The organism is Polynucleobacter rarus (assembly GCF_003072505.1).
Classification (GTDB): domain Bacteria; phylum Pseudomonadota; class Gammaproteobacteria; order Burkholderiales; family Burkholderiaceae; genus Polynucleobacter; species Polynucleobacter rarus.
Genome location: NZ_NTGB01000001.1, coordinates 1,859,115 through 1,880,984, shown reverse-complemented (window position 1 = coordinate 1,880,984; position 21,870 = coordinate 1,859,115). Strand labels below are relative to the sequence as shown.

Below are 21,870 nucleotides of genomic sequence, written 5' to 3'. Positions count from 1 at the left end.
CAATAAATGATAAATAAAAATTCATTAATTTTTTTCCTGACGTGTTGGATTAGTATCAATACAGTAATGGCTCAGGAATATCCTAATCGGCCAGTGAAAATGCTAACCGGTTATCCTGCGGGATCTTCAGTTGATTTGTATGGCCGGGCAATTAGTGCAAAGCTACAAAAAGTACTTAAACAACCTTTTGTTTTTGAAAACAAAGTGGGAGCTGCTGGCACGATTGCCGCTGAGGCAACTGTGCGAGCTCCTGCAGATGGTTATACGCTCTTAAATACGGCCTCACAAATTACGATTAATCCCTTTGTACAAAAACTTTCCTTTAATACGGAGAAAGATTTAATTCCAGTAGCGCAAACACTTTCGGTAAGTTATATTTTGCTTGTAGCCCCAGACTTTCCTGCTAAAAATTTAACGGAGCTCGTGGAGGTTGTTAAAAATAACCCAAAGAAATTCAATTACGGCTCTTATGGTAACGGGTCTGGTCCCCACCTTGCGATGGCAATGTTAAAAAAGGCCGCCAATATCGACGCAACCCATATTCAATATCGCGGATCTGGACAAATGTTGACGGCACTCATGGCTGGCGAAATTCAAATGGCTTTTGATACAACAACTACTACTTTAGAGTTAATTAAAGCTGGTAAATTAGTGCCTTTAGCTACAGGTGGAAGTAAAGTTTTAGAAGCTTTACCAAACGTTCCGACCATTGCCCAAAAATATCCGGGATTTGATTGTGATGGCTGGCAAGGGATTTTCGTTCCTGCCGGGACTCCGAGTTCTATAGTGAGTAAGTTAAATCTAGAGATTACTAAAATTATTCAAGAAAAAGAATTTCGGGATCTTGCTACCGCGAGAGGGGTGATTGTGGCACCAAGCTCGCAAGAGCAATTTGCTGAACTCTTTAAGTCAGAATTAAAAAAATATGAGCAAGTAGTTCGTGAGAACAATATCTATTTAGAATGAAGTTAACGCTTCTAGAAGTTCCATGAGTTTCTTAATGCATCCATCATTTGCGATGAACACCGTCATTTTCTTTTGAAAGTGTTCTAAATAGCCTCATTTTTTGAATGCACCATTTGGGTGAACGATGCCTTCATCAATGCTAACATGAATGTGAATGAACCCTCGTACAATAAATTTAAAGCATAATGATCAAATGCTCTATAAAACTTGAATTGGGAAATTTTAATGGACGTTAGTAACGAAAAGAAAATCAATTTGGATGTCGATAATGCAATTGATAAAATCACTAGTAACCCACTCGCGCACTATGAACCCTACGGCTGGCATCATTGGCCGGCTTCCCCTTGGTTCTCCTATCAGTTTCGACGCGGCTTAGGTGAAACGCAAGAAGGTGGCGGAGCAGTCAGCGAAGTATTTCAAGCAGCTTCTAGAATTGACCCTACCAGTGATGAAAGTTGGCATAAGGAATGGAAGCATATTGCTGATAGAAACTTTGATCGGGCACTTGATGCAGAATCTAAAAACCATATTGTTACTGCCTCTAATTGTTTTAAGAGAGCGGCTGACTACTATCGTCAGGCAGAGTTTTTTCTATTACCCAAAGATCCAAGAAGACTTGAGACTTTTACATTGATGGAAAAATCAAGTTACGGTTATTTGAAATATTTGAATCCTCCAGGCGAGATTGTTGAGATCCCTTATGAAAATGGAGCAACTTTACCTGCTTATTTTGTTAGAGCACCCTTCCCTGGAGATAAGTTGCCAGTATTAATTTGTATGGGTGGCTTGGATTCGATTAAAGATGAGATGTGGTTTATGCAGGCGCATGGTTGCTTGCAAAGAGGAATTTCTGTATTGATGATTGATGGCCCTGGGCAGGGTGGTGCATTGCGTAGACAAGGCCTGGTCAATCGTCCCGATACTGAAGTGCCAATTGGGTACTGTATTGATTATTTAGAGACTAGAAGCGATGTCGATGTTTCTAAGATTGCAGTTTGTGGGTCTAGTCTAGGTGGTATCTATGCTGCTAGAGCTGCCTGTTACGAACATCGCTTAGCCGCCTGTATTTCTCATGGCGCAGTTTTTGCGATTACCGACATGTGGGGTGGTGCAGCAGAGGATCATGGTCTAGCGACGCACATTAAGTGGGTATTTGGGTGTGACAGTATGAAATCTTCAATGGAAAAAGCAAAAGCCTTTACCCTAGATGGTCATTTAGAAAATATGCGTTGCCCTTATTTAATTATGCACGGTGGTCACGATGTCTTAACCGTATCCCAAGCTAAAAAAGTATATGACTATGGCCAAGCTAAGGGTGTGAACTGTACACTTCGCTTGCTAGATGAGGAAGAAACTGGCGCTGAGCATTGTCAGCATGACAACCCTACCATCGGTCAAGAAATCTTGGCAGATTGGTTAGCCGATCAATTTGGAATCGATCAAGCAAAGCTCTTAAAATCAACCGTTAACGGCGTAATTTAGGCTAACTTATGATTAATTTTGGGGTAGATCAGATTAGAGCAGCGGTGGTTGGTATTGATTTACATCGTGGGCATTTGGATATGTCAGTTGCTACCATGCCAGCGAGTCCTGAAGTGGCTAAGGCCGTAGTGGATAAAAATATTGCACTGATGGACTGGGCAAGAAAAAGTGCTATTCCTGTCATTCATTTAGTAACACGCTATCGTGATGCCAAAGAAATCAGCATGAATGCATTTTGGAGAACGCGAGCGGCAGATCCCAATAATCCCAGAAAAAATGTCATGAAACACAATCTCGTTGGTATGCCAGGGTGTGAAATCATGCCAGGAATCTATCAGCTTGATGTGGATTTTGTCGTAGATACCAAAAAGCGTTATAACTGTTTTGTTGCGACTGACCTTGAGTTCTTACTCAAAACCCACAACATTAATACCTTAATTATTACTGGTGTAAATACCAATAGTTGTGTCTTATCGACTGTGACTGCTGCATGCTCCATGGATTATGCCGTTATTGTGCCGAGTGATTGTGTGGATACGATGGATCATCCCAGCCTTCATGACGCTGCTTTACTTTGTATTAAAACGGCTTTTGGTTTCGTGATGACATCTGCAGAAGTTATGCAATTACCTGAGTTAAAAATTTCATGAAAAACGTAATCTCACTTAAAGAGCGTCTGCAATCAAAGGACTTACTCTGGATGGTCAATGCAGGTGGTGCATCGATTGATGTGATCGATTCATTAGCTCGGGCTGGAGCAGAGTGTGTTTTCATCGATTGTGAGAGAACCGCTATCAATCTGGAAAGTATCACGCCAATGGTACGAGCGATTCATTCTCATGGGATGTTCGCTGTCTTAAGAAGTGAGTCATTACAAGCAGAGGTGTTAATTAGGTATTTGGATCGTGGTATTGATGGACTGATTTCACCTCATGTTGAGACAGATGAGCAAATGATGATGATTAATAATGTGGTGGATTATGTTGGTAAATCGCAGGCTCGAGAAATTTACAAAATAGCTCAAATTGAATCTGTGCCAGCCGTAGAAAATATCAATGTTTTAGCTAACAACTCTTTCACGGATGCATTTTTAATTGGACCGAATGATTTGTCACATAGTCTTGGATTTCATGGTGATCAAAACAACCCGCTTTTATGGCAAAGTGTTGATGCAGTAGTCAGTAGTCTGAATCAAGCACAAAGGTCTTGGGGGATCCCAGGTAATCCTCAAACCTGCGCAAAATGGGAAAATCAAGGAGCTAGTTTTTTGTATTGTTCTGTAGATCAAATTCTAAAACTTGGCTATAACAATTTTTGTAAATAAAACTTAAATTAAATAGGAGAAAAAAGATGGCAATGTCACCGAGTGAGCGCACTGAATTTTCAGCAATTGTTGATCGTCCACCCTTAAAATTCCCAGGCAATGCAAAAGTAATTGTTTGGTCGATTGTTAATTTAGAGGTTTGGGATATTGCCAGACCGATGGCCCGTCAGGTAATCCCAGCCCCAACTGGCTTGCCCTTATTGCCTGATGTACCCAATTGGGCTTGGCACGAATATGGAATGCGAGTAGGCTTTTGGCGGTTTAAGGCCTTGTATGATTCGATGAACATTACGCCGACATTAGCATTGAATGCGCGAGTTTGTTTAGATTACCCGAGAGTGGCAGAAGCATGTCTCAAGTCAAATTGGGAATTTATGGGACATTCTTATGAGCAAATGCCGATTCACAAGGTTGAAAATCAAGAAGAAATGATTGCTAAATCAATGTCTACTATTGAGACTTTCACTGGTAAACGTCCCGTTGGATGGTTAGGGCCTGGCTTGACACAGACTTTTGAAACGCCTGATTTATTAGCTGCGGCTGGGGTTAAATATATCGGCGATTATCCCTATGACGATGAACCAACCACTATTAAAACAGCCAATGGTCCCTTAGTGACATTGCCATACACAGTTGAAAACAACGATATCCCAATGATGATAGTGCAACATCATGAGGCAGCTTATTGGACACAAAAGTGTATTGATACTTTTGATCAATATTATTTAGAAGCTGAAGAAAGACCAAAAATTTTATCAATTGCTATTCATCCCTATATTAGTGGACAGCCTTTCCGTATTGCTTACTTGAAAAAAGTTTACGAACACATCAATAAACATACCGGTGTTGTTCATATGACGGGTGAGCAAATTTATAACTGGTATAGCCAAACCTCTAAGTAAAGATAAGCGATCAATATGTCATTTTTCCTGTTCCAACTATTAAACGCTTTCACTTTTGCAGCACTACTTTTTATCGTGGGCAGTGGTTTCACTTTAGTATTTGGATTAATGCGAATTGTTAACCTTGCCCATGGAGCCTTTTATCTACTGGGCGGTTATGTGGCATATGTGGTCACTAGCCAAACTAATAGTTTCTTTTTAGGTATTTGTGCATCCATTATTAGTTTGGCAATCATGGGGGTGTTTGAGCAGTTTTTATTGAAGTTTGCAAAAGGTGCTGAGCTTCGGCAAGTTTTAATGTCCCTTGGTATTGCACTGATGGTGAACGATATATCCTTGGTCATTTTCGGTGGTGATAGTTTATCGGTTCCAACACCAGAGTTTCTGCAGGGGCCGATGGAACTGTTCGGTATTACCTATCCAAAATATCGATTATTTGTGTTTTTTATGGGTATTTTGATATTTTTGGGGCTGAATTATCTGATTAATCGTACCAAGCTGGGAGCATTAATACGAGCAGGGGTTGATGATCCAGAGACAGTAGAGGCATTGGGAGTCAATATTCGACAGATATTTACAGTTACTTTCATGATCGGTATGGCTTTAGCTGCAATTGCAGGATCACTAGGTGGTGCTTTCTTATCTCTATATCCAACTGCTGACTCAGAAATTTTAGTTTATAGCTTGGCGGTAGTAATTATCGGCGGTCGAGGCAGTTTAATCGGCGCTGCGATTGGGAGTTTAACGGTAGCTTTACTTTCTACCTTTGGGCAAGTCTCCTTTCCTGAATTATCGTATTTTGTCATTTTTGGTCCCATGGCTTTGTTACTTGCTTTTAGACCTAACGGATTATTTGGAAAGCCAATTTAAAAATGTTACTAAAGCACTTTGCCTCTAAATTTGGAATACTGTCGCTCATCTTATTGTGTTTAATTTTGCCTTCTTTGGTACACCCATACTTCTTAAGCTTAATGACACTTACTTTTATTTATTCAATTTTTGCAATATCGATTGATATTTTGGCAGGATATGCTGGTAGAACATCACTCTGTCATGGAGCTATTTTTGGTACTGCTGCCTACACTGCAATTTATTGTGTAATTACGAATCACTATGACCCATATACTGCTATCCTTCTTGGGATTGGTGTGTCAACTTTAGTGGGACTCGTGTTCGCAGTGCTGGCAGTCCGTACCAGTGGCGTCTATTTTTTACTGTTAACACTGGCACTAGGGATGATTGTTTGGGGTGTTTGTCAGCGCTGGACTTCAGTTACTGGTGGTGAAAATGGCTTGCGGGGAAATATTCGTCCCGAATGGTTACAAAATCCTGAGCACTTCTATTACTTTAGTTTTATGGTCTTGTTAGTAGTGGGGTTTGCAATTTTACGTTTTGTTAAATCACCCTTTGGCTTAACTCTAAGAGGTATTCGTGAGAGTGAATCAAGAATGCGAAGTCTCGGTTACAACACTACGCTTCATTTGATTATCGGTTTTGTGATTTCAGCATTTATTGCTGGAATTGCAGGGGTTTTATATGCGCTTTTTAATAGCTTTGTAAGCTCATCCAGTGTTTCACTTGCCCAGTCAGTCAAAGGCTTATTGATGGCAATTATGGGGGGTGTTGGCACCGTTTTCGGTGGAGTGGTGGGTTCAGCGCTCATCATCTCTTTAGAAAATATCATTAGTTCCTACACTGAACGCTGGTCATTTGTGATGGGTTTGATGTTTGTCCTTGCCATGATTTTTATTCCAGAAGGAATTGTTGGTAAGTTAAAAGTTTCGAAGAAATAAATTTTTTAATATTAACTTGGAGGTCATTATGGATCGTCGTAACTTTATCAAGTCAGGCGCTGCAGTCAGTGGTTTATCTGTTTTTGGTTCCTTTGAACAGGTTTTAGCGCAAACAACTGGACCAATTAAAATTGGTTTGATGGCCCCTTTAACCGGCGTATTAGCTGCCGGGGGTAAAGAAATTGTTGAAGGTTTCACCATGTATTGGGAGTCAATCGGTAAGAAGGTTGCTGGTCGCGATATCCAAATTTTTGTTGAAGATGATGCCTCGAATCCGGATATTGCTTTACAAAAGGCGCGTAAATTAACAGAGCAAAATCAAGTAGATTTTTTAGTAGGTAATCTACTTGCGAATACTGGTCTTGCTGTAGCTGAGTTCGCTAAAACTAACGGTATTCCTTATTTTATTCCGGTAATTGCTGCCGATGATTTAACCCAACGCAGTAGAATTCCGAATGTGATTCGTGTGGCAGGATATACCGCGAGTCAAACTTCACATCCTTTAGGTGACTATGCTTATAAGACTATGGGATTTAGAAAAATTGTTACTATTTCCCAAGACTATACTTTTGGTCATGAGCAGTGTGGTGGCTTAGTGCAAGTATTTACGGAACTAGGCGGTCAAGTATTAAATCAATTTTGGAACCCATTAAATACCCAAGATTTCAGTCCTTATTTTGCACAGATTCAGGCTGCTAAACCTGACGCCGTTTTTGTGATGGAAACAGGGGCGGACGGTTTGAGATTTTTACAGCAATGGACGAACTTTGGTTTGAAAGGAAAGATTCCATTATTAGCCGCTCAAAATACGACGGATCAATCAGTGATCCGAAGTTTAAATAGTGGCGAAGCGGATGGTTTAATCTCTGCTGCACACTTTGCTGAGGGGGCACCAAACGTACAGACTCAGAAGTTTGTTGCGGAATATTTAATTGCTTACAATCATTTCCCATCTATCTACGGATTTTCTCACTATGTTGCAGCAATTTGGATCGCTCAGGCGATTAAAAATGTTGCTGGCAATATTTCTAATCGACCTAAGTTTTTAGATGCAATTAGATCTGTTGTGTTACAAGAATCACCGCTTGGTAGACCAGTAAAGTTAGATACTTATGGCAATCCAATTTATGACGTATTCATCAGAAAAGTGACCAAGCGTCCTGATGGTAAATATTGGAACGTGCCAGTCGAAACCTATCCAAGCGTTTCACAGTTTTGGAAATATAAGCCAGAAGAATACCTAAAACAGCCTCCTTACTCTAGAGCATTCCAAGGGATTAAGAAAAGTTGATGGAAAAATTGATTCTTGACGTTGCCAACGTAACTGTTCAGTTTGGCTCATTTAAAGCAGTAAATAATGTTTCCATGAAAGTAAGTAATGGAGATAAGATTGCTATTCTTGGGCCGAACGGTGCTGGTAAGACTTCCCTTTTTAATGCAATCACTGGGATGACACTGCCAGGCCAGGGATCAATCTACATGGGTGGCGTGGACATTACTAGGTCATCACCAAATCGTAGGGCAGAGCTGGGCATTGCAAGAACATTTCAAATTACCAACTTATTCTTTGGATTAACGATTGAAGAGAATTTATTGCTTGCGGCGCGTGGATTATTGAGGAGGAAATTTTCTCTTTTTAGTTCTTCGGTACTGCCACAAAGTGAAGAGCAACTGGTTCAGTCTGTTTTAGAAAGATGTCATCTTCTCACTAAAAGACATTGGTTAGTGAAAGAAATCTCTTACGGAGAGCAGCGACAACTGGAATTAGCGATGTCACTGACTAGTTCGCCTAAAGTACTTTTATTAGATGAGCCGGCTGCTGGATTATCTCCCGCAGAAAGAGTTGTGATGTCAGATGTGATTAAGAGCTTGCCGAAAGACTTAGCAATCGTGTTGATTGAACATGATATTGATTTGGCCCTCAATTTAGTTGATAAAGTTATTTGTATGTATCAAGGCGCTGTTTTGGTAGAAGGAAAGCCGGACGAAATAAGAGGAAATAAACAAGTCCAAGAAATTTATTTAGGAAAACCTCGTCATGCTTAAAATTGATCAAGTCTGCTCAGCCTATGGTGAAGCTCAAGTCTTAAATGATATTTCTATGTATGTTAATGAAGGGGAGATCGTTGCACTTCTAGGTAGAAATGGGATGGGTAAAACCTCTTTGGTAAGAACTGTGATGAACCTCTCCAATCCTCAAAAGACCAAAGGTCAAATCTCAATTGACGGACAATCCTTAGAGGGGTTAGCTCCCTATCAAGTCTCTAGAGTAGGACTTGGATATGTTCCACAGGGCAGAAGGTTATTCTCCTCCCTTACCGTTTTAGAACATTTACAAATTTTAGACAAAAAGAGTCCGGGTGCCTGGAGTATTGAAAAAGTATTTGAAAATTTTTCTCGATTAGCTGAGCGTAAGACAAATCGCGGTAATGAGTTATCTGGTGGCGAACGTCAACTACTTGCAATTGCAAGAGCCCTGATGACGGGTCCAAAAATATTACTGATGGATGAGCCGACTGAAGGATTAGCACCTGTGACAGTTGAATTAGTCGAAGGGGTGATGCAGACTCTCAAAAAAGAGGGACTTGGTATTTTATTGGTTGAGCAAAATTTATATAGTGCTTTAGCTGTCGCTGATCGTGTATATATTTTAGAAACAGGGATGGTTGTGTGGCAGGGTACTCCAAGCGAATTAATGGCTCATCCTGAAACCCTAGAAAGATACTTAGGAATTCATTAATTGCTAAATTTTAATGAATTTGATTTGGTTGGTATTGCCCAGGCTATTCGTGCAAAGCAGATCAGCGCTTATGAGTTAGCTCAAGAATCAATTAGACGTCTGCAAACGCTTGGACGACAATTCAACGCCGTTTTTTCGATAGATGAAGAAAGTGCATTAGCCCGAGCAACATTATTAGACCAAAAGCAAGAAAAAAATGAACCACTAGGTTTGCTTCATGGCGTACCTTTGGGTCATAAAGATTTAATTGCAGTTGCTAATCGAAGGATGCACGTTGGCTCTACTGTCCTAGAAAACAATATCTCTGCAGTCAATTCCTTAGTCAATGAGCGTCTAGAAAATGCAGGTCAAGTCAATGTGGCCTCATTACATATGGCCGAGTTTGCATTAAGTCCAACGGGTTTTAATCAACATTATGGGCATGGGCAAAATCCTTGGAATCCATTGTATGTGTCTGGCGGATCTTCGAGTGGTTCTGGGATTGCTGTTGCATTAAGACTTCTGTTTGGCTCTATGGGGTCTGATACGGGTGGGTCTATTCGACACCCCAGTGCCATGTGTGGTGTCACCGGTTTAAAGCCTACTAATGGCTTGGTTCCAGCTGATGGCGTCTTCCCGCTTTCCACATCCTTAGACTGCGTTGGACCGATGGCTCAATCTGTTCGAGATTGTGCGAGACTTCTCACAGTTGTGACTGGACAAGTAATTGATTATGAAAGTAATCTTAGCCTTCCCGTTAGTGGCTTGAAGATTGGTATCCCTCGATCTTACTTCAATGAGAATTTAGACGCCAGTGTAGAAAATTGTTGGACAGAGGCGAAAGCAACTTTTAAAAGTTTAAAGATTGAATTGGTAGAAGTTGACGTCCCTAACATGCAAATGATTAATCAGAGCATGGGTATAGTATTAGCGTATGAGGCATTTCAACTTCATAAAAAATGGTTACAGCAATTTCCAATGGCTTACGCTGACCAAGTCAGAGCGAGGATTGAATTTGGTAAAGACTTAAGCTTAACCGTATACGAGCAAGCAAAAGAACAACGTAAGATCGTGCAAGAAGCGGTTCAATCGCTTTGGTTTTCGCACTGTGACGCAATACTTGTGCCCACTTTGCAAATTGAAACGCCGTCAATTGAAGCTACAACAAAAGGCTCAACCGCTGAAATATTATTAAATTTAATGCGAGTTACACAAAACACTAAGAGTATTAATTATTTGTCTCTTCCAGCATTAAGTATTCCTGCTGGATTTACAAAAGGTGGTTTACCTATTGGCATGCAACTTATTGGTAATCTCTTTGCCGAGGAAAAATTATTACAAATTGGTAATGCTTTTCAAAAAGTTACAAAGTGGCACCAACAATTTCCCAAAATTGCGGTATTAAATAATTAGCAATATCGTCTCTGGGAACTATGGGTTCAGAAGATTTATTTGTTCATTAATGTAATTGACAACATTAAACTACTGAGTGATTTACCATGTGGATCCTGTGCTAACGATCTTGTCACTCCGCCCCCTAAAGCGCCCTCAATGACAAAATTAAGCGCCTGTAATTTTGGTAACTCATATCGAAATACCGCCCCATTTGTGATGTGTACGAAAGCTTCTTTTACTACTTCAATTGATAAATGTTGTTGAATAATTTCCCAACCTTCAGTGTCATATGCAATGACAGAGATGTTCGAAGTATTTCCTTTGTCTCCAGCACGAGAATGCGCAATGTCATGTAGTCGAATCATGATCCCATTTTCCTTATTTGTATTTTTGAATCAATCCAATGCCTAGGGATCAGAACAGACTGTACTGCTAAAACTGACTTTACTAGCGGATCAATTCCGCCGCCAGCCCCTGTTGGTCCATTGAGATGGAGAGCTCTACATTCAAAACCAACCGCTTGTGCAGCTGTTTTACTGGGTGTTCTAACGACCAGTCGGAGTCTTACTTCATAAGGTTCTATTTTATTTTCTGGTAAGCCATGCAAACTCGACATACCAATGTAATCAACTCGAAATTCTGAATAGCTAAAACCACGTTGTTTGAGCCTGTCCTGTACTATTTGCGCTCCCCATTTTGCTCTTTCTAGAGCGTTGGGGCCAGCATAGGAGATTTGGCCCTCTCCAATATAACCATCATCATACCCAACAGTCACTTTATAGCTTGGCGTTCTGGGTTTGCCACGCGCTGATAAAACTTGCACACGATCTTTTGCGAGTTGTATTAACTCTAAATCCGTGACGTCTAAAACGCAATCAGGGGTAATGTAATGAGAGGGATCATGTAACTCATACAATAATTGCTCTTTGACAGTTGCCACGCTCACTAGACCGCCACTGCCAGCTACCTTACTAATGGAAAAACTACCATTTGCAGCAACATCTGCAAAGGGATTACCAAGTTCTGAGAGTCGATCAACTACTTTTTTGCCAGGATCTGCAAAATTACCACCACTCACTTGAGCTCCGCACTCTAGTAAGTGCCCACATACTGTGCCTGCAGCGATCCTTTCTAGATCGTCATAACTCCATTTGAACTCATGCATCATCGGGGCTAAAAAGAGAGAAGGATCCGCTACACGACCAGTAATGATGATTTGTGCGTCAGTTTCCAGAGCTTTTACAATAACGTCAGCACCCAAATAGGCATTACTTGCAATCATTTGGGGTAGTAGGGACTCCACGGGTAAACCATTCTCCATGATTTCTAGTTCTGGGTGAGCGCGTACCAATTCAGTAACATCATCACCTGTTACCACTGCACAAGAAACATCACCTAGGCCTAATTCTTTTGCTAACTTTCTAGTTTCGTTAGCGGCGGATTCTGGGTTGGCAGCCCCCATGTTCGTAACAATGCGAATATGTTTGGCAACGCAGGCCGGTAAAACCGCAGCCATTCTTTCCTGTAATCTAGGGGTATAGCCCTTACTCGGGTTTTGTAATTTAGTTTGCTGCTCCCTGGCAATCGTTCTTTCTGCCAAGCATTCAAATACTAAATAATCAATATCACCTAATTCAGCTAGTTCTACGGCGGGTGGAATTCGGTCATCCGAGAATCCTGCACCCCCACCAATTCTTAAAAATTCTGTATGTTTCATACGATTAAAAGTTCTTATAGTGAGTTTTTAATATTATTATGTTCTTAGAAATAATATAACTAATATTGGAGATCGCAAAAAATGTCGATGTTTTCATTCAACTCTTTAAAAAAACTTAAGATTGTTTTTTTGTGCACTCTTATGTTTGGCCAATTACTCGCTAATGCTCAAAACTACCCAAGTAAAACAATTACCCTAGTAACTCCTTTTACAGTTGGTAGTGGAACGGATCAGAAAGCGAGAGCATTGGCACAAATTATTAGTAATGAATATAAAGTGCCAGTGATCGTAGATCCCAAACCAGGAGCAAGTGGTTTTATCGCGGCTCAATATGTGGCTAAGGCAGCACCAGACGGATACACTATTTTATATACGACTAATACGACTCACGCTGCTAATGAGCATCTCTTCAAAAAAATCCCTTACGATCCAGTCAAAGACTTTACCCCAGTCGCTTTGTTGTTTAAAGGATATATGTTTTTGGTGGTTAACCCCAAATCAAAAATATACTCATTAAATGACTTGTTGGATCTTGCGCGTAAAAATCCTGGTAAGGTGAATTTTGCCAGTGGCAGTTCTTCTAGTCGAGTAGCAAGTGAGTTACTGGCACAACTTACAAATATCGATATTATGCATATTCCTTATAAGAGTAACCCTCCGGCAGTGACGGATTTATTAGGTGGGCAATTTGACTTTATGTTTGCGGATGCTTCGACTGCGGTTCCACAGATTCAGGGTGGAAAATTACGGGCTCTTGCAGTCAGTGGTACTTCTCGCATCGCTTCTTTGCCAAATGTTCCAACAGTCGAAGAAGCAGGGGTTAAGGGATATGACATGTCATTTTGGAATGCGATTTATTTACCTGCTGGTGCGCCGGAAAAAATCACAAAACAACTCAATGAAATGTTTGTTAAAGCAGCCGAATCAAGCGAAATGAAAAACCAATTAATGAAAAATGGTGAAGAAAGAGTCGTATCATCGCCCGAGGGATTAGCGAAGTTCCAAGCTGCCGAGTCCCTGAAATGGGGTAAGGTCATTCGTGCTGCTCACATTGAACCTGAATAAAAAAATGATTTAAACTATTTAACTAGTCCTAACGAAGATTAGGATAAAAGAAAATGCCAATAAGGCTTAGGAGACCAGAAGTGAAAAAACAGATGAACCCGATGGGCACGACTCGCCTATTTAACCTACTCCCCCTCAAATCCTTGACCGTCCTGATGGTTTTTGGTGGGTTACTAATGAGTAACACCTTTGCACAAAGCCCCTCTAAAGAGGAGTTTCCTGATCGACCAGTTAAATTAGTAGTCCCATATGCACCAGGTGGTCCAACTGACATCATTGCGCGACTACTCAGCCAAAAGTTAACGACGCTTTGGGGCCAGGCTGTCATTGTCGATAATCGACCGGGTGCTAGTGGTAATACCGGTACTGCACAAGTTGCAAAATCAAAGCCTGATGGTTACACGATTCTTTTAAATACAAGTTCAGTTGCTGTCAATACAAGCTTGTTCATCAACCCAGGCTATAACTTAGAAAAAGATTTTGTGGGGATTGCCAATGTTGCCTCCACACCCAACATTTTTGTGGCCGGTTCAAGCCTACAAGAAAAAAACCTTAAAGATGCGTTAGAGGCTTCTAAATCAGGAAAATATAATTATGCATCTCCTGGTGATGGAACTACCCCTCATCTCTCAGCTGAGTATTTATTTAAAGTTCTAGCAAAAGTGCCGGTTGCCCACATTCCATACAAAGGAGCTGGTCCTGCTGTCAATGCGGCCTTAACTGGTGAAGTGCAATTTGCCAGCGTAGCCGTGCCAGCGGCAAGCCAACTGATTGTTGGTGGGCAATTAAGAGGACTCGCTGTCACTAGTTCAAAACGCATTGCCTCTTTACCGAATGTGCCAACGGTTGCTGAATATGGTTTTACTGGATTTGAAGATTACACTTGGGTCGGTGTCTTTGTGCCAAAAGGTACGCCGCAATCTTTAATTAATAAACTCAATAGTGATATTAATAAAATCTCTCAACAAGAAGATTTTAAAGATCGATTAGCAACCCTTGGCTTTGAAGGAGTGGGAGGTAGTGTCGAGCAGTTTAATAAATACCTTCAAGTAGAGTCACTAAAGTGGTCAAAAGTAGTGAAAGAAATTGGTATTACTCCCCAATAATAAGGAATAAGCAGATGCACAATGATCTCCCACCAGTAAGACGGGTTGTGACAGAAAATGACGAAAATGGAAAATCATTCTTTGTGAGCGATGGACCACCCACTTCCATACGTGAAGTCGCAGAAAGACCAGGCTACCGAGTCAACAACATTTGGCGAACTAGCCCTAGTCCTGCGCTCATAAAAGCTGAGGATGATATTCATACGCATCAGGGCATCATGCCCCCCAAAAATGGCACAGTACTTCGTATTATTGATTATCCACCCGATCCAAAAGATCCCATCGAGTTAAAAAAGCAGCTCGATGCGATGTTCGCCCACCTTTATCAGGATGCTGGCCATGATTTAAAAGAAGGAGAACATCCAGGCATGCACATCACTGAAACAGTGGATTATGCAATTGTCCTTTTTGGACAAATGACTGCTATTTTAGAGAAAGAAGAAACCATTCTGAATGCAGGGGATGTATTGATTCAAAGAGGTACTAACCATGCATGGACAAATCGATCAGGTAAAGCGGCAAGAATTGCGTTTATCTTAATTGATGGCACGAACGCTGGTTGATAATTAATAGCGCCATTTAGAGCTTTTTAGCTTAAAAAAACGAAGTGCCGTAATTCGATTTTGAAAGTACGGTACTCGACTAGTTATGCACCAATGTGAATCTTCTTTGCATTTTATGGTGCAATTGCGGACTCGAGCCAATCAGTCCAATTTAAACTCAATTTCATTAGAAATATTTATCAGAGGTTTTTATCTGAAGATATTTGACGATTCTCGCAAGTTCGTTTGATAAATCCATCTAGTGGAGGTGAAATGATTCAATCAGTACCATATTCATGGCCATTTGATGGCAACTTAACTTTTCAAAATACTGCATTAATTGTGATTGATATGCAGACCGACTTTTGTGGATTTGGCGGTTATGTCGATAAGATGGGTTATGACTTGAGCTTAACCAGAGCACCAATAGAGCCTATCAAAAATTTACTCAAGGAGGTTCGTGAGTTAGGCCTTTTTGTGATCCATACAAGGGAGGGTCATCGTCCTGATCTGACAGATTTACCTGAAAACAAAAAATGGAGATCCAAAAACATTGGCGCTGGCATCGGTGATCCGGGCCCCTGCGGAAGAATCCTTGTGCGAGGCGAACCTGGATGGGAAATTATTCCTGAACTTGCTCCTTTAGCTAGCGAATGTGTAATAGATAAGCCCGGTAAAGGTTCTTTTTATGCGACCGATTTAGATTTAATTTTACGAACCAAGGGAATCCGCAACTTAATTTTGACCGGCATTACTACCGATGTTTGTGTACATACCACTATGCGTGATGCAAATGATCGAGGTTATGAGTGTTTGTTACTCGAAGACTGTACCGGAGCAACTGATTATGGGAATTACTTGGCTTCATTAAAGATGATTCAAATGCAAGGTGGAGTATTTGGAGCCGTAGCCAATTCATTGCAGTTGATTGAGGGATTAAAAACCTTATCAATATGAATAAGATTCTAGCGAGACCCTATGATTTTCAATTAGAACCGGAGTCTTGTGCTTTGGTGGTGATTGATATGCAACGAGATTTTATTGAATCAGGTGGCTTTGGTGAAGCATTAGGTAACGATGTTTCGATTTTGCAAGATATCGTGCCAACTGTAGAAAAGTTACTTTGCATGTGGCGAGAGTTATCTGGTCTTGTAATTCATACTAGAGAAGCCCATCTTCCTGATCTGAGTAATTGCCCACCAGCCAAAATTCGTAGAGGAAATTTAGATACAAAAATTGGTGATCCAGGACCAATGGGGCGTTTATTAGTTGCCGGAGAGTACGGCTCTGAAATCATTGAACCCCTACTACCTTTAAATGGTGAGATTGTGATTGATAAGCCTGGAAAGGGTGCCTTCTACAATACCGATCTAGGAAAAATTTTGATTGAGAGAGGAATTACGCAATTAGTCATTGCAGGAGTAACAACGGAAGTTTGTGTGCAAACCACAATGCGAGAGGCGAACGATCGTGGCTTTGATTGTCTATTGATTGAAGATGCAACCGCCAGTTATTTTCCGGAATTTAAAAAAACTACCATCGAGATGATTATTGCGCAGGGTGGAATTGTCGGTTGGTCTACTCCTTTATCGAACTTATTGCAAGGGATGACAAATTGACAGAAAAACCTTATACGATAGGTGAGTGGCTTGAAATTTATCAAGATGGAGTTCGGACGCCAAGAGATTTAATCTTTCAATTAATTTCTAGTTTGAATCCGCATGATCCGGCATTAATTTTAAGTTGTCCTGAGTGGTTTATCGAGAAACAATTACAGCAACTTGAAAAAGCTGAAAATAAATCCTTACCTTTATATGGGATCCCTTTTGTCGTTAAAGACAATATTGACGTAAAAGGTCTAGCAACAACAGCTGCTTGTCCTGAATTTGTTTATATTGCAAAAGAAAATGCCACAGTTGTCGATCGTCTCATGAATGCAGGAGCGATATTAATTGGTAAAACGAATCTGGATCAATTTGCAACAGGTCTAGTTGGCACAAGATCTCCCTTCGGAGCGGTGCCAAATACTTTTGATTCCCGGTACATTAGTGGGGGTTCAAGTTCTGGCTCAGCTTCCATGGTAGCCAGAGGAATAGTCCCTTTTTCATTAGGAACAGATACTGCAGGCTCTGGTAGAATTCCTGCGGGCTTAAATAATATTGTTGGGTTAAAAGCTACGCCTGGTAAAGTGCCCATGCAAGGTGTTTTACCTGCATGTAAAACACTTGATGTTGTTTCTGTTTTTTCATTAACCGTTGCTGATGCTGAAAAAGTGTTATCTATTATTGAAGAAACGGCGGATCAAAATATTCCACCGTTGTTTGTGAATCAAAATGCTTGGTTTAGAAATGGTGAGGGTCTTCCTAAGTTGGGTATCCCGGCAAATCCTTTACTTGATAGGGAGATAGGGTATCAAAAAGCTTTCGAAAATACGGTTGCCAAAATCAATGAACAATTTAATATGACCACAATTAATATGGGGCTTTTTGAACAGGTCGCACAATTACTTTATGAAGGTCCTTGGGTTGCTGAACGCTTTATTACGATTGAAGATTTGTATAAGTCAAAACCTCATACGATCGACCTAACTGTAAAAAAGGTGATAGAAAAGGCACTTCAATTTGACGCTATTACAACCTTTAAAAAACAATATGAGTTAGAAGATTTAAAGAAAAAAACACAAGAAATTTGGCGTGAAATTGATGTGTTGGTGGTACCTACAACTCCAAACTGTCCGACTATTAATGCGGTGGCTGAAGAGCCGATCCTGAGAAACTCTGAACTGGGCACTTATACCAATTTTGTCAATCTATTAGGTTTGTGTGCTATCGCAATCCCGGCTTCTATCAGTGATAGTGGTTTACCTTTTGGGATTACTTTAATTGCTCCAAATGGTTTTGATCATGCCTTAGTGAAGTTGGCTAGTATTCTAGAAAATGACAATACTCTTTTTTTAGGAAAGAATTTAAGAAGCAAGTTGCCAGTAGATCAATTACACAGTTCTGCTTTGGCATGTAAGTCCTCAATTGAGATTGCTGTAGTTGGAGCGCATTTGAAAGGAATGCCTCTCCATTACCAAATTCAAAATAGTGCATGTAAATGGCTTGAAACAACTGTGACCGCTAAAGAATATCGATTATTTGCTTTAGCTAATACCAACCCACCAAAGCCAGGACTAGTAAGGGTTGAAGAAGATGGGGCAGAAATTGAAGTCGAGATCTATCAAATGCCTCTAGATCAAGTGGGCGCATTTTTAAAACAGATTCCAGAACCTTTGGGTTTGGGTTCTATAAAACTGCAGAATGGTCGATTCGTCAAAGGATTTATTTGTGAACCTATTGGTGTTCTGGGCGCTAAAGATATTAGTGAATTTGGCGGATGGCGAGGATATTTAAAACATGGTTAATGAACAGCAAGTGAATCTTCCCGAAGTTGTGGCAGAAATCACAAAGATTTTTCATGAATACGAACATGCTTTGATGACTAACGAGGTTGAAAAGTTAAATCAATATTTTTGGCAAGATGAGCGCGTAACGAGGTACGGTATTGGTGATCGACAATGGGGGATTAAAGAATTAGTTGCCTACCGACAATCAATTCCTGCGCCAGACTTTACAAGAACTTTAGAAAATCTGCGAGTTATTACATTTGATCAATCTACGGCTATTTGTCAGGTTGAATTTGTTAGAAGTGATACAACACTTCGCGGTTTTCAAACTCAAACCTGGTTAAAGATTGATGGAATCTGGAGAATTGTGTCTGCTCATGTGAGTATGATTCCCTTTGCATGACAGATATTGAATCGTTTCATTCAACTAAGTCGACAGAGTACTCTTTAAGCAATTCTAAGGAGACTATTTCGAGAGCCTTGATATTTGTACTTTCAAGTTTGATTTTAGGTGCACAGTTTGCCTCCAAAGCTTCTAACCAGCGATTAATACAAACGCACCATTGATCCCCGGCAAGCAGTCCTGGAAAGCGATATTCTGGCCTTGGTGTGGTTAGATCATTGCCTCGTCGGATACTAAATCTTAAAAACTCTTCCGTCACTACCGCACATACTAAGTGACTACCAAAATCACTTTCATCGGTCTTACAGCAGCCATCTCTAAAATAACCAGTCAGTGGATCAAATGAGCAGGGAACAATAGGTTGCTTTAAAACATTTAGAGTGATATTTGAGTTCATTGATTTTTTTGAATTAAATTAAACGATGATTGCCTTAGTGTATTGAAAAATCGAGAACTCTGCCAAAGAGTTTAAACTTCCTTGAACGCAACTGAAATAAAGATTGCTTTTGGCGAAGAGTTTCAAATTGTGGCAAACTTCCCCTTAACTTGTGAAAATACCGTAAATTGGATTAAAAAATGAAAATCGAGGACAAAGATCCGCAAAGACATGCTGGCATTGAGTATCCAATGGAAGTTGGTGCACCCGTTTTCGCCCCGATTAAGGTGCTTGAAGAGAAAGATAAAGCAGTCAATGTTGCTCGTCAAAACGCCAAGCAAGAGTATGACCGCATTATGGAGCAAGCCGAAGTATTAATGAAGCAGGCTAAGGCCTTACAAGCTCGGCTTGACGCTACAGAGATGGTGCATAGTGCTAAATTTAGTTTTAATCCCATCCATGGAAAAATCTATCATTTATATGCGGATAATAAAAATAGCGTAAATGTTTTGATTCACAACGGACCGGATGATTGGAGTTGTGGTGTTCCTATCAACTGGACTTACCTGATGGCAGTGAAAAAATTAGGCGATAGTACCTGGGCTGTTATCGATAACGATAACAATCCCATTTAGTCTAAGTGAATATTGGCATCCTTAATCACTTTCCCCCATTTGATAATGTCTTTTTCGATGAGTGTTTGAAATTCAGCAGGACTTGAAGTAAATCCTACAGCTCCTTCTTGGCGCAATTTTTTTGTAAATTCTTCCGAGGCTACTGATTTAACAATCGCTTTATTCAGCCTTTCAATGATCTTGGGTGGTGTTCCTGCGGGAGCTAAAATCCCATTCCAGCCTTGTACATCAAATCCTTTTAAGCTCTCTGTCATGGAGGGCGTATCTGGAAATATTGGTAGGCGATCTTTGGTACTAACGCCTAAAATTTTGATTTGCTTCGATTTAATGAAAGGCACAGCACTGCTAGCGGATGCCACCAAATACATATCGGTCTCACCACTGATTAGTGCAGTCATTGCCTGAGGGCTACCTTTATAAGGTATGTGGGTAATATTAGCGCCAATCATGGCGTTAAACATTTCAGCACCAAGGTGGCCAAGACTACCTGCTCCAACCGTAGAAAAATTTAATTTTTTAGAATTAGCTTTTACGTAGGTAATGAACTCATTCATGGAGTTAGCTGGGGAGTCTTTTGGAACGACGAAAACCATCGACACATTACTGACGAGTGAAATCGGTGCAAAGGACTTTAGGGTGTCATATGGCAGTTTAGAAAATAAGGATGGATTCGTTACATGCGATGGAAAAACCATTAGCAGGGTGTATCCATCGGCAGGAGAAGTCGCTACAAATTGAGAGCCCGTAATCCCGCTAGCTCCTGGGCGATTATCAACAAACACTTGCTGACCGAGCTGTTGACTGAGTTCTAATGCTAATAGTCTGGCTAAACTATCCGTGACTCCACCTGCACCAGAAGGAACGACAAGACGAATCGAATGATCTGGAAACTCACCCTTTGAGGATTGAGCAATGGCTAAATTTGTGACCAATAGCATTACTGATATCAAGAAGCGAATTACATGTTTCATCGCCACGAATTAATCTTTCGAAAATTGATCTAAAAATTGCCGCACAACCAAGCTACTCTCATCAGGTGCTACCGCACCTGTATGGTATCCATCTACGTTAATCATTTCTAATCTGGCATGAGGGATTGCACTCTCATAACTTGCAAACTGAGCTCGTCCACGACGTTTGGATTCATTACCAACAATCAATACAGGTTGGGTAACACGAGGCAACTCAAGCTCCAAATTCACATTTGAAACCCATTTGAGATAAGCATGAGTGGTGCTTGCTGCAGTTTGACCCATCAAACGAATCCACCACTCAACTCCTTCTTTTGGCATTTTGCTACCTAGTCTCTCTCCCATGGTCCAACGGGCCCAGCTTTCAACACCGTGTTGGTCAATATGCTCTAGCCAGCCTGTTGATTCTGGAGCTTTAATCGCTGGAGTGACCATGGTGATACTTTTTACTAATTCTGGATATGCTAATGCAGTTGCAATCGCACAGATATTGCCACTTTTACCGCCCACTAAATGAACAGGTTTGTTGGGGGAGACAGTTTCAATGAGTTTTTTTAAATCACTCACTAAGAGCTCAGTTGTATATTCAAAATTTACATCAACTGATTCTGAAAAGCCAAATCCTCTTTGGTCAAATCGAAGCACCCGATAATTTCTAGAAAAATGCGGAACCCAACTGCGCCATGCCGGAGTGCTTTCTGTGAAGCCATGAATGAAAATAACAATCCCTGCATCTATCCATGGATCAGTATGGTCATCAATGACATAAAATAATTTGGCATTTTGAGCCACATCAAAAAAAAATTCATTTGCCTGAAGATTTTGCTTCTGCGCGATGTTGTCTGACCTATCTTGATGAGTCGTCATGTTTGCGTCTCCTAAACGCTGATACTTTGAGTTTAATTATTTTGATTCAATTATAACGAGAGCACTTTGTAGTATCTAACTTCCTATGCGGCGAAAAGTAAGTTTTCTCCTAATCAGCTAAAATATGGCGAGGTCAAGCAGTTAGTACTATTAGTCGTCCCTAGATTCAATCTTTTCGGACAAGATATCAACTCCATTTAACTAATTCAAAAAGCTCTT

General features: G+C 40.6%; 24 protein-coding genes. 19 read left to right on the top strand and 5 right to left on the bottom strand.

All coding sequences use genetic code 11. From position 1 onward, the window contains the following. Positions 1 to 6 precede the first annotated feature (6 nt). The 11 genes from AOC35_RS08950 to AOC35_RS08900 all read left to right on the top strand — a co-directional run bounded on the left by AOC35_RS08950 (position 7) and on the right by AOC35_RS08900 (position 10,599). On the top strand, positions 7 to 966 hold the full coding sequence (locus tag AOC35_RS08950) for a Bug family tripartite tricarboxylate transporter substrate binding protein (protein WP_108646749.1): 960 nt from the start codon (positions 7 to 9) through the stop codon (positions 964 to 966). 225 nt (positions 967 to 1,191) lie between these two features. Further along, the gene (locus AOC35_RS08945; protein WP_108646748.1) at positions 1,192 to 2,448 is read left to right on the top strand and encodes an alpha/beta hydrolase family protein; all 1,257 of its coding nucleotides are present in this window, start codon (positions 1,192 to 1,194) and stop codon (positions 2,446 to 2,448) included. Between the two features lie 8 nt (positions 2,449 to 2,456). After that, a complete protein-coding gene (locus AOC35_RS08940) occupies positions 2,457 to 3,098 on the top strand; it encodes a cysteine hydrolase family protein (RefSeq protein WP_108646747.1) in 642 nt (213 codons plus the stop codon). Continuing rightward, entirely contained in the window at positions 3,095 to 3,772 is a 678-nt protein-coding gene (locus AOC35_RS08935) for an aldolase/citrate lyase family protein (protein WP_108646746.1), read from the top strand. The genes AOC35_RS08940 and AOC35_RS08935 overlap by 4 nt, the downstream gene beginning before the upstream one ends. Positions 3,773 to 3,798: 26 nt before the next feature. Beyond that, the gene (locus AOC35_RS08930) at positions 3,799 to 4,674 is read left to right on the top strand and encodes a polysaccharide deacetylase family protein (RefSeq protein WP_211307497.1); all 876 of its coding nucleotides are present in this window, start codon (positions 3,799 to 3,801) and stop codon (positions 4,672 to 4,674) included. Between the two features lie 15 nt (positions 4,675 to 4,689). Next, positions 4,690 to 5,544, top strand: a complete 855-nt coding sequence (locus AOC35_RS08925) for a branched-chain amino acid ABC transporter permease (RefSeq protein WP_108646745.1) — start codon at positions 4,690 to 4,692, stop codon at positions 5,542 to 5,544. 101 nt (positions 5,545 to 5,645) lie between these two features. Then, entirely contained in the window at positions 5,646 to 6,467 is an 822-nt protein-coding gene (locus tag AOC35_RS08920) for a branched-chain amino acid ABC transporter permease (RefSeq protein ID WP_159077532.1), read from the top strand. A gap of 28 nt (positions 6,468 to 6,495) precedes the next feature. Further along, positions 6,496 to 7,758, top strand: coding sequence for an ABC transporter substrate-binding protein (locus AOC35_RS08915; protein ID WP_108646743.1), 1,263 nt, complete (start codon positions 6,496 to 6,498; stop codon positions 7,756 to 7,758). Beyond that, the gene (locus tag AOC35_RS08910; RefSeq protein ID WP_108648787.1) at positions 7,758 to 8,513 is read left to right on the top strand and encodes an ABC transporter ATP-binding protein; all 756 of its coding nucleotides are present in this window, start codon (positions 7,758 to 7,760) and stop codon (positions 8,511 to 8,513) included. Before AOC35_RS08915 ends, AOC35_RS08910 begins: the two co-directional genes overlap by 1 nt. Next, positions 8,506 to 9,207: an ABC transporter ATP-binding protein gene (locus tag AOC35_RS08905; protein WP_108646742.1), complete on the top strand. Its 702-nt coding sequence runs from the start codon at positions 8,506 to 8,508 to the stop codon at positions 9,205 to 9,207. The genes AOC35_RS08910 and AOC35_RS08905 overlap by 8 nt, the downstream gene beginning before the upstream one ends. Beyond that, a complete protein-coding gene (locus tag AOC35_RS08900) occupies positions 9,208 to 10,599 on the top strand; it encodes an amidase (protein WP_108646741.1) in 1,392 nt (463 codons plus the stop codon). Positions 10,600 to 10,634: 35 nt separating this feature from the next. Here AOC35_RS08900 and AOC35_RS08895 read toward each other — a convergent pair whose 3' ends face one another. Both AOC35_RS08895 and AOC35_RS08890 read right to left on the bottom strand, forming a co-directional pair. Continuing rightward, a complete protein-coding gene (locus AOC35_RS08895; RefSeq protein WP_425440627.1) occupies positions 10,635 to 10,946 on the bottom strand; it encodes an AtuA-related protein in 312 nt (103 codons plus the stop codon). Beyond that, positions 10,943 to 12,298, bottom strand: coding sequence for an acyclic terpene utilization AtuA family protein (locus AOC35_RS08890; RefSeq protein ID WP_108646740.1), 1,356 nt, complete (start codon positions 12,296 to 12,298; stop codon positions 10,943 to 10,945). The genes AOC35_RS08895 and AOC35_RS08890 overlap by 4 nt, the downstream gene beginning before the upstream one ends. Before the next feature lie 81 nt (positions 12,299 to 12,379). Here AOC35_RS08890 and AOC35_RS08885 point away from each other — a divergent pair, with 81 nt between their 5' ends. From AOC35_RS08885 to AOC35_RS08855, 7 genes are all read left to right on the top strand, one after another. Then, complete coding sequence (locus AOC35_RS08885) at positions 12,380 to 13,363, top strand: Bug family tripartite tricarboxylate transporter substrate binding protein (protein WP_425440626.1); 984 nt, start codon at positions 12,380 to 12,382, stop codon at positions 13,361 to 13,363. A gap of 80 nt (positions 13,364 to 13,443) precedes the next feature. Then, a complete protein-coding gene (locus AOC35_RS08880; RefSeq protein ID WP_159077531.1) occupies positions 13,444 to 14,469 on the top strand; it encodes a tripartite tricarboxylate transporter substrate binding protein in 1,026 nt (341 codons plus the stop codon). A gap of 14 nt (positions 14,470 to 14,483) precedes the next feature. After that, on the top strand, positions 14,484 to 15,032 hold the full coding sequence (locus tag AOC35_RS08875) for a cupin domain-containing protein (RefSeq protein WP_108646738.1): 549 nt from the start codon (positions 14,484 to 14,486) through the stop codon (positions 15,030 to 15,032). Between the two features lie 252 nt (positions 15,033 to 15,284). Further along, positions 15,285 to 15,968: a biuret amidohydrolase gene (biuH, locus tag AOC35_RS08870; protein ID WP_108646737.1), complete on the top strand. Its 684-nt coding sequence runs from the start codon at positions 15,285 to 15,287 to the stop codon at positions 15,966 to 15,968. Further along, positions 15,965 to 16,630, top strand: a complete 666-nt coding sequence (locus AOC35_RS08865) for a cysteine hydrolase family protein (RefSeq protein ID WP_108646736.1) — start codon at positions 15,965 to 15,967, stop codon at positions 16,628 to 16,630. The genes biuH and AOC35_RS08865 overlap by 4 nt, the downstream gene beginning before the upstream one ends. Beyond that, a complete protein-coding gene (gene atzF, locus AOC35_RS08860) occupies positions 16,627 to 18,417 on the top strand; it encodes an allophanate hydrolase (protein WP_108646735.1) in 1,791 nt (596 codons plus the stop codon). The genes AOC35_RS08865 and atzF overlap by 4 nt, the downstream gene beginning before the upstream one ends. Then, complete coding sequence (locus tag AOC35_RS08855) at positions 18,410 to 18,802, top strand: AtzH-like domain-containing protein (RefSeq protein WP_108646734.1); 393 nt, start codon at positions 18,410 to 18,412, stop codon at positions 18,800 to 18,802. Before atzF ends, AOC35_RS08855 begins: the two co-directional genes overlap by 8 nt. A gap of 16 nt (positions 18,803 to 18,818) precedes the next feature. Here AOC35_RS08855 and AOC35_RS08850 read toward each other — a convergent pair whose 3' ends face one another. Beyond that, positions 18,819 to 19,199: a DUF2237 family protein gene (locus tag AOC35_RS08850; RefSeq protein ID WP_108646733.1), complete on the bottom strand. Its 381-nt coding sequence runs from the start codon at positions 19,197 to 19,199 to the stop codon at positions 18,819 to 18,821. Positions 19,200 to 19,378: 179 nt separating this feature from the next. Here AOC35_RS08850 and AOC35_RS08845 point away from each other — a divergent pair, with 179 nt between their 5' ends. Beyond that, on the top strand, positions 19,379 to 19,813 hold the full coding sequence (locus AOC35_RS08845; protein ID WP_108646732.1) for a DUF2452 domain-containing protein: 435 nt from the start codon (positions 19,379 to 19,381) through the stop codon (positions 19,811 to 19,813). Here AOC35_RS08845 and AOC35_RS08840 read toward each other — a convergent pair. Beyond that, positions 19,810 to 20,784 carry a Bug family tripartite tricarboxylate transporter substrate binding protein gene (locus tag AOC35_RS08840; protein WP_245898561.1) on the bottom strand — a complete coding sequence of 325 codons (975 nt, stop codon included), beginning with the start codon at positions 20,782 to 20,784 and terminating at the stop codon, positions 19,810 to 19,812. The two genes, AOC35_RS08845 and AOC35_RS08840, sit on opposite strands and share 4 nt — an antisense overlap. Positions 20,785 to 20,793: 9 nt before the next feature. Then, complete coding sequence (locus tag AOC35_RS08835) at positions 20,794 to 21,651, bottom strand: alpha/beta fold hydrolase (RefSeq protein ID WP_108646730.1); 858 nt, start codon at positions 21,649 to 21,651, stop codon at positions 20,794 to 20,796. Positions 21,652 to 21,870 lie beyond the last annotated feature (219 nt).

What these genes read in the sequence shown, in the direction of transcription:
- AOC35_RS08950 (WP_108646749.1), top strand. Translation starts at nt 7, where the DNA reads ATGATAAATAAAAATTCATTAATTTTTTTCCTGACGTGTTGGATTAGT.
- AOC35_RS08945 (WP_108646748.1), top strand. Translation starts at nt 1,192, where the DNA reads ATGGACGTTAGTAACGAAAAGAAAATCAATTTGGATGTCGATAATGCA.
- AOC35_RS08940 (WP_108646747.1), top strand. Translation starts at nt 2,457, where the DNA reads ATGATTAATTTTGGGGTAGATCAGATTAGAGCAGCGGTGGTTGGTATT.
- AOC35_RS08935 (WP_108646746.1), top strand. Translation starts at nt 3,095, where the DNA reads ATGAAAAACGTAATCTCACTTAAAGAGCGTCTGCAATCAAAGGACTTA.
- AOC35_RS08930 (WP_211307497.1), top strand. Translation starts at nt 3,799, where the DNA reads ATGGCAATGTCACCGAGTGAGCGCACTGAATTTTCAGCAATTGTTGAT.
- AOC35_RS08925 (WP_108646745.1), top strand. Translation starts at nt 4,690, where the DNA reads ATGTCATTTTTCCTGTTCCAACTATTAAACGCTTTCACTTTTGCAGCA.
- AOC35_RS08920 (WP_159077532.1), top strand. Translation starts at nt 5,646, where the DNA reads ATGACACTTACTTTTATTTATTCAATTTTTGCAATATCGATTGATATT.
- AOC35_RS08915 (WP_108646743.1), top strand. Translation starts at nt 6,496, where the DNA reads ATGGATCGTCGTAACTTTATCAAGTCAGGCGCTGCAGTCAGTGGTTTA.
- AOC35_RS08910 (WP_108648787.1), top strand. Translation starts at nt 7,758, where the DNA reads ATGGAAAAATTGATTCTTGACGTTGCCAACGTAACTGTTCAGTTTGGC.
- AOC35_RS08905 (WP_108646742.1), top strand. Translation starts at nt 8,506, where the DNA reads ATGCTTAAAATTGATCAAGTCTGCTCAGCCTATGGTGAAGCTCAAGTC.
- AOC35_RS08895 (WP_425440627.1), bottom strand. Translation starts at nt 10,946, where the DNA reads ATGATTCGACTACATGACATTGCGCATTCTCGTGCTGGAGACAAAGGA.
- AOC35_RS08890 (WP_108646740.1), bottom strand. Translation starts at nt 12,298, where the DNA reads ATGAAACATACAGAATTTTTAAGAATTGGTGGGGGTGCAGGATTCTCG.
- AOC35_RS08885 (WP_425440626.1), top strand. Translation starts at nt 12,380, where the DNA reads ATGTCGATGTTTTCATTCAACTCTTTAAAAAAACTTAAGATTGTTTTT.
- AOC35_RS08875 (WP_108646738.1), top strand. Translation starts at nt 14,484, where the DNA reads ATGCACAATGATCTCCCACCAGTAAGACGGGTTGTGACAGAAAATGAC.
- biuH (WP_108646737.1), top strand. Translation starts at nt 15,285, where the DNA reads ATGATTCAATCAGTACCATATTCATGGCCATTTGATGGCAACTTAACT.
- AOC35_RS08865 (WP_108646736.1), top strand. Translation starts at nt 15,965, where the DNA reads ATGAATAAGATTCTAGCGAGACCCTATGATTTTCAATTAGAACCGGAG.
- AOC35_RS08855 (WP_108646734.1), top strand. Translation starts at nt 18,410, where the DNA reads ATGGTTAATGAACAGCAAGTGAATCTTCCCGAAGTTGTGGCAGAAATC.
- AOC35_RS08850 (WP_108646733.1), bottom strand. Translation starts at nt 19,199, where the DNA reads ATGAACTCAAATATCACTCTAAATGTTTTAAAGCAACCTATTGTTCCC.
- AOC35_RS08845 (WP_108646732.1), top strand. Translation starts at nt 19,379, where the DNA reads ATGAAAATCGAGGACAAAGATCCGCAAAGACATGCTGGCATTGAGTAT.
- AOC35_RS08840 (WP_245898561.1), bottom strand. Translation starts at nt 20,784, where the DNA reads ATGAAACATGTAATTCGCTTCTTGATATCAGTAATGCTATTGGTCACA.
- AOC35_RS08835 (WP_108646730.1), bottom strand. Translation starts at nt 21,651, where the DNA reads ATGACGACTCATCAAGATAGGTCAGACAACATCGCGCAGAAGCAAAAT.